At 54.3% G+C, this 11,969-nt stretch carries 12 protein-coding genes; 9 read left to right on the plus strand and 3 right to left on the minus strand.

Annotated elements, in window-relative coordinates:
- Positions 1–140: 140 nt before the first annotated feature.
- The 7 genes from ACTU44_RS05755 to ACTU44_RS05785 all read left to right on the plus strand — a co-directional run bounded on the left by ACTU44_RS05755 (position 141) and on the right by ACTU44_RS05785 (position 7,057).
- Entirely contained in the window at positions 141–1,034 is an 894-nt protein-coding gene (locus tag ACTU44_RS05755) for a LysR family transcriptional regulator (RefSeq protein WP_114098016.1), read from the plus strand.
- Positions 1,035–1,123: 89 nt separating this feature from the next.
- Positions 1,124–1,987, plus strand: coding sequence for a putative hydro-lyase (locus ACTU44_RS05760; RefSeq protein WP_462096909.1), 864 nt, complete (start codon positions 1,124–1,126; stop codon positions 1,985–1,987).
- Between the two features lie 24 nt (positions 1,988–2,011).
- Positions 2,012–3,064, plus strand: a complete 1,053-nt coding sequence (locus tag ACTU44_RS05765; protein ID WP_462096910.1) for a TRAP transporter substrate-binding protein — start codon at positions 2,012–2,014, stop codon at positions 3,062–3,064.
- 28 nt (positions 3,065–3,092) lie between these two features.
- Complete coding sequence (locus tag ACTU44_RS05770) at positions 3,093–3,641, plus strand: TRAP transporter small permease subunit (RefSeq protein WP_462096911.1); 549 nt, start codon at positions 3,093–3,095, stop codon at positions 3,639–3,641.
- Positions 3,638–4,918 (plus strand): TRAP transporter large permease, encoded by a 1,281-nt coding sequence (locus ACTU44_RS05775; RefSeq protein ID WP_462096912.1) that lies wholly within the window; start codon positions 3,638–3,640, stop codon positions 4,916–4,918. The genes ACTU44_RS05770 and ACTU44_RS05775 overlap by 4 nt, the downstream gene beginning before the upstream one ends.
- A gap of 137 nt (positions 4,919–5,055) precedes the next feature.
- A complete protein-coding gene (locus ACTU44_RS05780) occupies positions 5,056–5,739 on the plus strand; it encodes a DUF2848 domain-containing protein (RefSeq protein WP_462096913.1) in 684 nt (227 codons plus the stop codon).
- A gap of 49 nt (positions 5,740–5,788) precedes the next feature.
- Positions 5,789–7,057, plus strand: coding sequence for an amidase (locus ACTU44_RS05785; RefSeq protein ID WP_462096914.1), 1,269 nt, complete (start codon positions 5,789–5,791; stop codon positions 7,055–7,057).
- 66 nt (positions 7,058–7,123) lie between these two features.
- On the opposite strand, the gene ACTU44_RS05790 is transcribed toward ACTU44_RS05785, so the two are convergent.
- Together ACTU44_RS05790 and ACTU44_RS05795 are read right to left on the minus strand one after the other, a co-directional pair.
- Positions 7,124–8,092, minus strand: coding sequence for a PDR/VanB family oxidoreductase (locus ACTU44_RS05790; protein WP_462096915.1), 969 nt, complete (start codon positions 8,090–8,092; stop codon positions 7,124–7,126).
- Positions 8,093–8,232: 140 nt separating this feature from the next.
- Complete coding sequence (locus ACTU44_RS05795) at positions 8,233–8,949, minus strand: GntR family transcriptional regulator (protein ID WP_220150299.1); 717 nt, start codon at positions 8,947–8,949, stop codon at positions 8,233–8,235.
- A gap of 173 nt (positions 8,950–9,122) precedes the next feature.
- On the opposite strand from ACTU44_RS05795, the gene ACTU44_RS05800 reads away from it, so the two are divergent.
- Both ACTU44_RS05800 and ACTU44_RS05805 read left to right on the plus strand, forming a co-directional pair.
- A complete protein-coding gene (locus ACTU44_RS05800) occupies positions 9,123–10,136 on the plus strand; it encodes an aromatic ring-hydroxylating dioxygenase subunit alpha (protein ID WP_114098024.1) in 1,014 nt (337 codons plus the stop codon).
- 141 nt (positions 10,137–10,277) lie between these two features.
- The gene (locus tag ACTU44_RS05805) at positions 10,278–11,318 is read left to right on the plus strand and encodes a TRAP transporter substrate-binding protein (protein WP_114098060.1); all 1,041 of its coding nucleotides are present in this window, start codon (positions 10,278–10,280) and stop codon (positions 11,316–11,318) included.
- 134 nt (positions 11,319–11,452) lie between these two features.
- Here the strand turns inward: ACTU44_RS05805 and ACTU44_RS05810 are convergent, their stop codons facing one another.
- The gene (locus tag ACTU44_RS05810) at positions 11,453–11,923 is read right to left on the minus strand and encodes a Dps family protein (RefSeq protein WP_462096916.1); all 471 of its coding nucleotides are present in this window, start codon (positions 11,921–11,923) and stop codon (positions 11,453–11,455) included.
- Between the last annotated feature and the right edge of the window lie 46 nt (positions 11,924–11,969).

The raw sequence follows: 11,969 nt of genomic DNA on the forward strand, positions 1-11,969 counted from the left end.
TCCCGTTGAATTCACCTGCTTAAGCATTTCTTCCTACGTGGAAAGCAGGCGAGCTGATCAAAGCAATGATCAATTGATCGTGCGAAGTGATCGGATGGCGGATAGAATGATCGCAAACAACATCAATCAGGGTGGTTTACGTGTTTGAGTTCAAGGATATCGAAATTCTTCAGGATATCATCAAGGCTGGCGGTTTCAGGGCCGCGGCCCAGAAATACAATCTGTCGCAATCTGCGATTTCTGCGCGTGTGTCCGGGCTTGAGAAAAAACTGGGCATCATGCTGTTTGATCGCAGTAACCGGCAGGTGCGTCTGACCGCGGCCGGTTTGCGCTTTGTCGAGGAAGCCCAGCGGCTTTCACGCGCACGTGATCGCATCTGGCAGGAGCTGACCCATCCCGGCGAACTGAGCGGGACGGTGCGCATCGGGGTGGCGGAAACCATCGTTCATACGCTTTTGACCGACATGCTCAACAAGCTGAAGAACGATTTTCCCAAGGTCCGCTTTGAATTGTCGGTCGATACGTCCGGGCAGCTTGGCAAGGCACTTGAAGACGACGAGATGGATGTCGCGATCATGCTGCGCGAATCCGTTCCACAGGGTGCGGTAGCAGCCCCGCTTAAACCGGTCGAACTGGGCTGGTATTGCGTCGAAACGATGGAGCTGGGTGACAAACCATTATCGTTAAGCGAACTGGCAGGCCATGCGATCGTGACTTTCCCGAAGGGCACACCGCCATTTCGCGAGATAGAAAGTATCTTTGCCGCCCCTGATATTTCGCAACCGGCACTCCACGGATCGGCATCGCTTTCAACCGTCAAACATCTGGTGGCGGGGGGCTTCGGTATTGGTGTTTTGCCAAGCCTGATGGTCAAAAATTCCGTTTGGGATGAACACATTAAGCAGATTCCGGTGTGCGAGGAAGCATCGCTGACAGCGCTTCACTTTGTCATCACCTATTACCCGGAACGGAACCGCGAAATTGGCGATGCTGTTCAGGAAGCAGCAAGATTGTTTGATCAAACTGATCGCTAAAAACGATCAAAAAACAGATAAAATGATTTCTTGACAAGATCGGTCCTGTTTCACAATCTTTATAAAGAGGCAGAGAATGGGACTGAAAAATGAACGCGTCAAAAAGCGCCACCCGTTCCGTTGACACCGCGAAGGCAGCCATCGCAGATGTAACGCCACTGGCGTTGCGCAAGGCGATCCGTAGCGGCGAACATACAGGGACGACCACCGGTTATTCATCGGGTTACCTTCAGGGGAACCTGGCGATCCTGCCGGCTGACTATGCAGACGAGTTTCTGCAGTTTTGTGCCAAGAACCCGAAATCTTGCCCGCTGATCGGTATGTCTGAGCCGGGATCGCCCCACATCCCGGCCTTGGGCGAGGATCTTGATATCCGCACAGATCTTCCGGGCTATCGTATTTTCCGTGGCAGCACCGAATTCACCAGCAGCACCGACCTGACAGATGTCTGGCGCGATGATCTTGTGACCTTTGTTCTGGGATGTTCGTTTTCCTTTGAAGCGGCCATCACCCGGGGCGGTGTGCCGGTGCGTCATATGGATGCGAACCGCAACGTGCCGATGTATGTGACCAATATCGAAACGTCGCCTGCCGGTCGTTTCCATGGTCCGCTTGTGGTGTCGATGCGGTCCTTTACGCCCGGCGATGCGATCCGGGCGATCCTGTATTCTGATCGATATCGTTTGGCCCACGGGGCACCGGTACATATCGGTGACCCGTCGCAAATTGGTATCGCCGATATCATGAAACCGGACTTTGGAGATGAACCCGTCATTCATGAAGGGGACATTCCGGTTTTCTGGGCGTGTGGAGTCACGCCGCAGATGGCAATTCGTAACGCCTTGCCCGAATTCGCCATCACGCACGAACCCGGCCTGATGCTTGTGACCGATGTCCTGGCAGAAGCCGCGGAATTTTCCCTTCAGACCAAATCTGAAACAAACCAATCATAAACGTTACATCAGAGGAGTTTTCTTATGAAAAAGATGGTTTCTTCGCTTCTGGCAGCTTCTGCCCTTGGTGCGGGCTTTGCCGCAACCCCGGCATTTGCCGAAGATCTCTCGGTCGTTGGCAGCTGGAGCAGCCTGCCGCTGTATAGACAGTATGAAAGCCCGTTCTGGACCGAAACTTTCCCGGCGGATTCCAAGGGTGAATTCAATGTCGAGATGACCACCCACGATCAGATGGGTATCGGTGGCGGTGACGTTTTCCGTATCCTCAGCGATGGCGTTTTTGATGTTGCCATGACCGTTGGCGATTATGCGGTTGGCGATGCACCGGAACTTGAAGGCCTTGACGTGCCGCTGGTCGCAAACACCGCAGCCGAGGCAAAGGCAATGGTCGAAGCAGCCCGTCCGATGGTTGATGATATCTTTGCGGAACGTTTCAATGCCAAGGTTCTGGCCGTTGCACCGTACCCGCCGCAGGTCGTTTTCTGTGCTGGTGAAGTCAACACACTTGCCGATCTTGAAGGCAAGAAAGTCCGTGGTTCGGGCCGTATGACCACCAAGTTCCTTGAAGCACTGGGTGCGACCGGTGTTAACGTTGCTTTCTCGGAAGTTCCGGGTGGTCTGGAGCGCGGCGTGATTGATTGTGCCGTTACCGGCGCCGGTTCGGGCTATAGCGCAGGCTGGTGGGAAGTTTCCGATCACCTGATGACCATTCCGCTCGGTGGCTGGGATCCGGTTGTGACCGCGATGAACATGGACAAGTGGAACAGCCTGAGTGCCGATCAGCAGAAATTCATCATGGATGAAGTCAAAACCAAGTTCGAAGCACCGGCTTGGGCATCTGCGGCAGATGCGCTTAAAAACGATGTTGCCTGCCTGACCGGCAATGGCACCTGCCCGGCAGGTGAACCAGCGAATATGAAGCTGGTCGAAGTTTCCGAAGCTGATGTTGCCAAAGCCAAGGAAATCCTGACCACCACCGTTCTTCCGGAGTGGGCAGAGCGCGCTGGCAATGACTGGGTCAAACGCTGGAACGATAGCGTCGGTGCGACCGTCGGTGTTACCGTACCGCTTAACTAATCAGTAGTGTATGGCGGAGACCAAGATCGTGACCCAAAAACTGATTGCGGCCATCCGCCGCACGAACCGCATTATCGCGCTGCTCGTCGGACTTGTTCTGATGGGCAGCGTGGCCCTGATCATCGCCGAGATTTTGCTGCGTGAAGTCGGCATTTCCCTTGGCGGATCGGAAGAAATTTCTGGTTACGTCATGGCGGGTGTTGCCAGCTGGGGGCTGTCATTTGCCCTGACCGAGCTGGCCCATGTCAGGATTGACCTTATTCGACTGAAATTGCAGGAACGTGGCAAAGCGTTTCTGGATCTTTTGTCGATTGTTGCCCTGGCTGGTGTGGCGTCTGTTGTCGCCATTCAATGCTGGCCGGTATTGTCGAAAACCATCCAGCGTGGTTCGACTGCCAATACCCCGCTTGAGACGCCGCTGTGGATTCCGCAAGCCATCTGGTTTTCGGGCTGGTTGTGGTTTGCCGTCTGTTCCTGTGCGCTGGTGATCCTGACCCTTATTCTTTTGATGCGACGCGATCTTGAACAGGCTGATACGCTTGTTGGTGCCCGCTCTGAACTGGAGCTGGAAGCATGATTTTCGCTGTTACAGCATCCTTGCTGGGGCTTTTGGCCCTTTCGATCCCGGTCGGGATTGTTTTGTTCCTTCTGGGGATCGGTGTTGATCAGTTCTTTACCCCGTTCCCGCTGTTGCGCGGGCTTGGGCAGGTTGTCTGGTCGTCGTCCAATTCATCGACCCTGATTGCCATTCCGTTCTTTGTGTTGCTGGGTGAAATTCTGGTGCGCGGCGGAATTGCCACGGAGACCTATGAGGCCCTTGATAAGTGGTTCTCATGGCTGCCCGGTGGTCTGATCCATGCCAATATCGGAACGGCGACCATGTTCTCGGCAACGTCGGGATCGTCGGTCGCAACGGCGGCGACCGTTGCCACGGTGGCGATGCCACAGGCCGAAAAGCTTGGATATGATCCCAAACTGTTTTCCGGTGCGATCGCAGCGGGCGGTACATTGGGCATCATGATCCCGCCGTCGATCAATCTTATCGTCTATGGATTTTTGACCGAAACATCGATCCCGCAACTGTTCCTTGCCGGTCTGGTCCCGGGGCTTGTGATGGCCGTGGCCTTCATGCTGGTGACAGCGGCCCTTTGCAAAGTCAAACCGTCGCTTGGCGGGCAGAGCCGGTCCTTTACCTGGTCGGAACGGATCGTCAGCCTGAAGCATTTGCTGCCTATTCTGGTGCTGTTCTTTGTGGTGATCGGATCGATCTATGCCGGTTGGGCGACCCCTACGGAATCCGCAGCGGTCGGCGTTGCAATTGCGCTTCTGATTGCCGGTTTCAACAAGGGTGTTTCCAACGACATGATCAAGCTGTGCCTGCTTGGCACGGTGCGGATTACCGCGATGATCATGCTGGTGATTATCGGGGCCTATTTCCTGAACTTCACCCTGACCGCAGCCGGTATGGGCCGTGAGCTCAAGGAGCTTCTGGTTGGTCTCAACCTGAGCCCGATGGGAACGCTTTTGGTGGTGATCGCACTTTACATCGTGCTGGGCTTCTTCATTGAAACCCTGTCGCTGATGGTGGCGACCATTCCGATTATTGTGCCGATCATGGTTGGCATGGGGTTCGACAAGGTCTGGTTTGGCATCTTGCTGATTGTTCTGATCGAGATGGCTCTGATCACCCCGCCTGTCGGATTGAACCTGTATGTCGTGCAGGGTGCACGCAAGAACGGACGCCTGTCCGAGGTCATGCTTGGAACCATCCCGTTTGTTCTGGTGATGGTGGCGATGATCATCGGTCTGATTTTCCTGCCCGACCTTGCGCTTTTCCTGCCTGAATATCTCTGAGCAGGCAGGTCTTAGTTCCTCGAATGATTGAGGCGGAATACGAGCCGGGAAAGCCGGTTCGTATTCCTGCTCCACGTCCGGTCCCGGCTTCCCCAGCCCGGCGGATGACCCCAAACAAATGAACCCGGATTACAAAAATGCAGATGAATTTTACCCTTTCGGGCAAAGAGATCGCCTTTGATATCGCCCATTGCACTGTTGCCGGATGGACCGGTCGCGATGCCCATGCCATTCAGCATCATATTGATGAACTTGCAGCAATCGGTGTGAAGCCGCCGTCAAGCGTGCCGCTTTACTACCGCACGGCATCGGGCATGGTGACCCAGCAAGACCGTATCGAAGTTGTCGGCAAAGGCACATCGGGCGAGATCGAACCGTTCCTGATTGCAAGCGATGGCGTGCTTTATCTTGGACTGGCATCCGACCATACCGACCGTGAACTTGAGGCACACTCGGTTGCCCTGTCCAAGCAGATTTGTGAAAAGCCGGTGGCAAAAGAAATCTGGTGTTTTGACGAGGTCGCCGATCACATCGAACAGATTGAAATGCGGTCCTGGATTTCCGAGCAGGATGGCGATGACTGGGTGCTTTATCAGGAAGGAACAATTGCCTCGATCCGCCCGCTAAGCGACCTGATTGACGGTTCCGGCCTGATGTCATCCGCCCCGGCAGGCAAGGCATCGGTGATGCTGTGCGGCACGCTTGGTGCCAAAGGCGGCGTACGTCCGGCAAAGTGTTTCAAAATGGCATTGCATGATCCGGTTCTTGGTCGCACGATCGAGCATTCTTATGCCATTAATGAACTTCCGGAAATTGCCTGAGCCAGTTTCCGCCTGAAACAAAACGATAAAAGAAGGATGAGGCAGCCAGATGGGCGCGATGATCGACAAGGCACAAGCAGCAATCGACAAGGTCAATGAGCTTGGTGATCTGAAGGGGCAAATCTTTACGGAATTTGACCCGGACCGGATTCTGGCCGCTGCGGCAAAGGCCGAAGAACTGTCTGCTGCCAATCCGGGCTTGCCGCTTGCCGGGATGCTGGTTTCGATCAAGGACCTGTATGATGAAGCAGCCATAGCCACTACAGCGGCGTCAAAGCTTCTTTTGGATCGCACCCCGGCAGATGCAGATTGCGACATCGTGCGTCTGGTAAAGGAAGCCGGTGCGATCCCGTTTGGTCGCACGACGCTTAGCGAATTTGCCTATTCCGGTGTGGGGCTTAACCCGCATTACGGGACGCCGGGCAATATCTTTGATGCCGAAGGTATTCCCGGTGGTTCGACATCCGGAGGTGGTTTGACTGTGGCCCATGGTCTGGTTGATTTTGCCCTTGGCACCGATACCGGCGGATCAATCCGTATTCCGTCTGCGATCAATGGCCTTTATGGCTTCAAGCCAAGCCGTCTTGGTGTTTCGGGCAAGGGCATTCATCCGCTTGCCAAAAGCTTTGATACCCCGGGCCCGCTTGCCCGTGATCTTGATACCGCGATTGCCGTGTTCGAGGTCATGACGGGTGAGGCGCTTGAGCATGTTGATCCGTCACCACTTCGCATTGGTGTGCCGACCAGCGGTTTTGTCGACGGGCTGGATGGTCGGGTCAAGGCCGATTTTGCAACCATCTGCGCGCAGTTGAAAGCAGCCGGGCACGAACTGGTCGAGATTGAGCTTGGTTTCATTGCTGAAAACGCGATCTTAAACAAGATGCTGGTGTCATTTGAGGCGCACGCGATCTATTCCGGCGATTTTGACAAACTTGAAACGGTCGGTGATCCGCGCGTTCTGGCCCGTCTGAAATTTGCCGATACCCTGTCAAAGGACGATATGATTGCGGCCTATGCCAAACGGGTAGATGTGGTTTCGATGTTCAATGCGGCGATGGCCGATGTTGATGTGATGATTGCACCGACCTTGCCGATGATGGCACCAAAGATTGCCGAGGTTGAAGCCGATTTTGACAATCTCAATGCCCTGATGTTGCGTAATACCGGCTATCTCAATCTTGTCGATGCCTGCGCAATTTCGATCCCGGTCCATATTGACGGTGAAACAGTCCCGGCTGCCTTGATGGTTGCGGCCCCACATGGTCATGACAAGCAGGTACTGAATGCTGCGCGTCAGATTGATCCTTTGTTTGGCTAGGTCAAGTCATGCGAAAAGGCCCGGCATTGCCGGGCCTTTTTTGTTGCAGATAGCATGTATCAAAGGTCAGAGATCAAGACTGAGACGTCCGCTGCTTTGCATGCGGGATACGCAAATGCACATCTGATCGTTCTGTGCTTTCTGGCTGTCACTCAGATAGGCGTCACGATGGGACAGATCACCATCATGGGACAACACCACCGAGGTGCAGATACCGCAATTGCCTTTTTTACAGTCGTAAAGCGGATCGATCCCCTCGTCGATCAGAACGTCCAGAATGGATTTCCCAACCGGGACGTCAAAGACTTTGCCGCTTTGGGCGAGGTGCACTTCGAAGCCGGTATCGTCAAGCTGTGCTGACGGAGTGGTGAAACGTTCGTAATGGACGTTATCCGGGGCCCAGCGATTGCGGCGGGCTGTTTCAAGGACTGCGTCAATCAATCCACCCGGACCGCAAACATAGACATGCCTGTTTGCCCCCGGGGTCCCCAGAAGGGCGGAAAGTGGCATGCCACGCGTCGCGTCCCCGCCATCGAAATAAAGGCTGCAACGACCCTCGGCGCAGTCGAGTACCTCCGACATGAGTGCCATGTCATGATGGTTTCGGCTGCTGTAATGAAGGGTGAAGTTCGCCCCGTCCTGTTGCAGCTGTTTGGCCATCGACAGAATGGGGGTGATGCCGATACCGCCTGCAATCAGGATTGTTTCGGTCGCATCCGGATCAAGCGGGAAGTCATTTTGCGGTTCGTCTATTTCGATGATGTTACCGACTTCGAGTGTTTCATGCATGAAACGCGATCCGCCTTCGCCATTATCCTCGCGAAGGACGGCAATGCGATAAAGATCGCTTTGACCGGGATTGATGACGGAATAGGACCGTTTGGCTTGTTTGCCAGTTTCGTCAGTAACGCTGACCTTGATATGTGCACCCGGAGAACAGGGAGGCAAGGTTACAGAGTTATCCGCAGGGACAAGATCAAAGCCGCGTGTGCGGTTTGTCAGGTCATGGATCTGTTGAATGACGGCTTTTGGCATGGCGATTTTCCTTCCCTGATCCCCGAATTCTGTTTCGGGTGTGATTGTTGGCAGATGTCATTGGATCCAGATTAGACCAATTGGATCCAATTTTGTCAAATGCTGTGCGGCAGGTGGATGAAAATCGTCCGGGGCGGCCTTCAGTCTTCACGCTCGATCACGGTGAAATTTTCGGGCATGCCCTGGGTCGGGCCGAGAATGTTTGTATAGCGCAGGGCCGCGTTCGCATGTTCCCGCATCAGGGATTCGGCGCGTGCGCCCTGACCGTTGTCGATTGCATCAAAAATGATGTGATGTTGCATGTGGCTGAAATTGAAACGGCGGAATTCACCGGTCATGTCATCACGGTTGAATGCGATGGATGATACTGATGCAAAGGGCAGGTGATCGTTGCGCGAAAGGGCATCCTCAATGGCATTGTTGCGGCTTGATTCGATGATGGTGTTGTGAAAGCGCATATTGAAGTCATGATAGTTTTCCATGTCTTCATCAGTCAGATATCCCTTGGAAAACAGGGCGTCTCCGGTTGTCAGGCAGTCCAGAAGGCAGTTGCGTGCCTGTGGGGATATCCCGCGTTCGGTCGCAAGTCGGGCGGCCAGTCCTTCCAGTACGCCGCGAACCTCGATGGCGTCTGCGATCTCGGTCGGGGTGATGGCTCGCACGGTGTATCCGCGCCGGTCACCCTTGCGTAGCAGGCCTTCTTGTTCGAGGGTTCGAAAGGCGATCCGGACCGGTGTTCGGGATACGCCAAGACGTTCGGCAATCGGGATTTCCGCGACGCGTTCACCCGGAGGGAGTTCCCCGTTGGCGATCATTTTTCGCAATGTGATCAGGACTCTCTGGCCGTGTTTGGTCATGCCGCTTTCCATCTTTGTGATTGGTCGACGATCATAGTTCAGATCGGTTTGGCAAAAAAGCGTCTTGCCAAATTGGATCCAATTTGATTACTTTTGGAACTATAACAAAATGACGGGTGGATAAAAATCTACCTGAGAGTAGTCGATCCGGCTTTATGCCAAGGGAGAGAAAAATGTTCCTGCGTAACTTCTGGTACGTGGCGGGATGGGATGGCGAAATCGGTCGCAAGCCTGTCGCGCGTACGATCTGCAATGAAAATATCGTCCTGTATCGCCGTGCCGACCGTTCACTGGTCGCGCTTGAAGACAGCTGTCCGCATCGGTTGTTGCCGCTGAGCCAGGGCTATGTCGAAGGTGACCGGCTTGTCTGCCGCTATCACGGGCTTGAATTTGATGGCGAAGGTGCATGTGTTCACATGCCCAACCAGCAGAGCATTCATCCGGAAGCTTGTGTGCGCGCCTATCCCGTTGTTGAGAAGGACCGGTTCGTCTGGGTCTGGATCGGTGACAAGGAAAAAGCCGACGAAGCACTTGTGCCGGAAATTCCGCATGCTTCCGAAGAAGGATGGGTGTTTGACGGCGGCACCTATGACGTCAAATGCGGGTACGAGCTGCTGGTCGACAACCTGATGGATCTTAGCCACGAGACATATGTGCATCCGTCAAGCATCGGTCAGCTGGAAATCACCGAAAGTCTGCCGACCACGCGCTCGGATGATACCAGTGTGACGGTCGAACGCTGGATGGAAAACATCGTGCCGCCGCCCTTCTGGGCAAACAATCTCAAATCCAAGGAAATCTGTGATCGCTGGCAGATCTGTAACTTTACGCTGCCATCGAACGTTATGATCGATGTCGGGGTTGCGCTTGCCGGGACCGGCGCGCAGCAGGGAGACCGGTCAAAGGGGGTTACCGGGATTGTTGTCAACTGCATGACCCCGGAAACCGAGACCACGTGCCGTTACTATTGGGGCATGGTGCGCAATTTCGACACGCACGACCATGGGCTGACGGAAAACATCAAGGATGCGCAGGCAAAGGTCTTTTATGAGGATCTTGAAGTGGTGGAAGGTCAGCAGGCCAATCTGTTGCGCCACCCGGAGCGCAAGCTTTTGAACTTTAACATCGATGCAGGTGGCGTGCGTGCGCGGCGCCTGATCGAGCGGGCACTTGCTGCCAATGCCTAGCTGCTAAAGAAAGAGGAACAGGTCTCGAATGCGCCTGTTCAAACAAGAGAGAAGTAGCCCAGCATCATTTTTATCGCACCAAAACCGTGTCAAGCGGGCGGGATGCTGGGTGATTTTCAGGGAAAACGTCTGAGGTTGATCATGTTAAAACGCCTGTTTGTTTCGGCAGCTGTTGCTGCCGGCTGTCTGGCCAGTGCGCTATCTGCACAGGCTGAACCGGAATTCACCTTTGTCCTTGAACATGTGCTGGGGCCGAAATCAACGGCACAAACCCAGTTCCTTGAGCCATGGGCAAAACGGATCGAAGAACAATCCGATGGCCGGATCAAGATCGAGATCTATCCGGCCATGTCACTGGGTGGCAAGCCGACCGAACTTTACAGTCATATTCGCGACGGTGCTGTCGATCTTGGCTGGAGTGCACTTGGCTATACGCCGGGTGTTTATCCCCGCAGCGAAGTTTTTGAGCTGCCATTTGTGCATACCGGTAGTGCCGCGGTCACCAATATGGCTATCCAGGAAATCTATCAGGACTACCTGTCCCAGGATTTCGCGGATATCAAACCGTTGTTGATTCACACACACACCGGGCAGGCGATCTTTACCACCGAGAAAAACATCCAGAGCCTTGCAGATGTAAAGGGCATGAAGCTTCGTGCGCCGTCGCGTACGGGTGCATGGATGCTTGAAAGCTGGGGTGCGCAGCCTGTCAGCATGCCAGTACCCGATTTGCCGCAAGCCTTGTCGCTTGGGGTGGTCGACGGTGCGCTGATCCCTTATGAGGTCGCCATTCCTTTCAAAATTCAGGATATGACGAAATATTCGATTGAGGGTACAGACGGTGTGCGTTTCGGAACCCTTGTCTTCATGTTTGCCATGAACAAGGATCGCTATGAAGCTCTTCCCGACGATCTGAAGAAAGTCATTGATGACAATTCGGGGACGCATATCGCCAAGGAAATTGGTGATGCATGGGACGCGATTGAACCGCGCGGGGCTGATATCTTTGCCAAGTCGGGTGAAGTCATCCGCCTGTCAGCGGAAGAAACCGCGAAGTTCGAAGGCAAATCAGACGAAGTCATTGATCGCTGGGTTGCCGAAATGAACGACAAGGGTGTCGATGGTGCAGCCATCGTAGAAGCCGCCCGCAAGGCAATCGCCAAATACAGCAATCAGAACTAGGAACAGATTCAGGTAACCGGTTAGCTCCTTTGCCGGTTACCTCTTTGTGCGTGACGACATGATGTCTTTGCACGCAAAACGGCCCGGGACTTCCGGGCCGTTTTTTTTGTTCGATATCGTGATGATCGCGATGATCAGCCTTCAAGCAGGGAGCGCAGCATCCATGCGGTTTTTTCGTGGACCTGGATGCGCGTGGTCAGAAGGTCTGCGGTGGCATCATCGTCGGAACTGTCGCAGATCGGATAAAGTGAACGGGCAGTTTTGATTACGGTTTCATGCCCTGTCACCAGTTGACGGATCATATCCTTGGCTGCCGGGACGCCTTTTTCCTCCTCGATCGAGGAAAGTTCGGCATAGGCCGAGAAACTGGCCGGGGCAAAGGCACCAAGCGAACGGATACGTTCGGCGATTTCGTCAATTGCGGTGGAAAGCTCGGTATATTGTTCTTCGAGCATGGTGTGCAGGGTCTGGAACATCGGGCCGGTGACATTCCAGTGGAAGTTATGCGTCTTGAGATACAGTGCATAGGAATCAGCCAGAACGCGGCCAAGGCCGTCGGCGATCGCAGTGCGGTTCGTTTCGTTAATTCCGATATCAATCTGCATTTGCTAGCTCCTTTCGTCAGGGGTGGGGAGCCCCCGAAGGTTTACT

The sequence above is a fragment of the Thalassospira sp. SM2505 genome, from assembly GCF_054901115.1.

Bases quoted from the DNA above. Each gene is read 5' to 3' on its own strand.
- ACTU44_RS05790 (WP_462096915.1), bottom strand. From the start codon at position 8,092: ATGCCAAAAGCCGTCATTCAACAGATCCATGACCTGACAAACCGCACA.
- ACTU44_RS05765 (WP_462096910.1), top strand. From the start codon at position 2,012: ATGAAAAAGATGGTTTCTTCGCTTCTGGCAGCTTCTGCCCTTGGTGCG.
- ACTU44_RS05805 (WP_114098060.1), top strand. From the start codon at position 10,278: ATGTTAAAACGCCTGTTTGTTTCGGCAGCTGTTGCTGCCGGCTGTCTG.
- ACTU44_RS05785 (WP_462096914.1), top strand. From the start codon at position 5,789: ATGGGCGCGATGATCGACAAGGCACAAGCAGCAATCGACAAGGTCAAT.
- ACTU44_RS05800 (WP_114098024.1), top strand. From the start codon at position 9,123: ATGTTCCTGCGTAACTTCTGGTACGTGGCGGGATGGGATGGCGAAATC.
- ACTU44_RS05780 (WP_462096913.1), top strand. From the start codon at position 5,056: ATGCAGATGAATTTTACCCTTTCGGGCAAAGAGATCGCCTTTGATATC.
- ACTU44_RS05810 (WP_462096916.1), bottom strand. From the start codon at position 11,923: ATGCAGATTGATATCGGAATTAACGAAACGAACCGCACTGCGATCGCC.
- ACTU44_RS05760 (WP_462096909.1), top strand. From the start codon at position 1,124: ATGAACGCGTCAAAAAGCGCCACCCGTTCCGTTGACACCGCGAAGGCA.
- ACTU44_RS05795 (WP_220150299.1), bottom strand. From the start codon at position 8,949: ATGACCAAACACGGCCAGAGAGTCCTGATCACATTGCGAAAAATGATC.
- ACTU44_RS05775 (WP_462096912.1), top strand. From the start codon at position 3,638: ATGATTTTCGCTGTTACAGCATCCTTGCTGGGGCTTTTGGCCCTTTCG.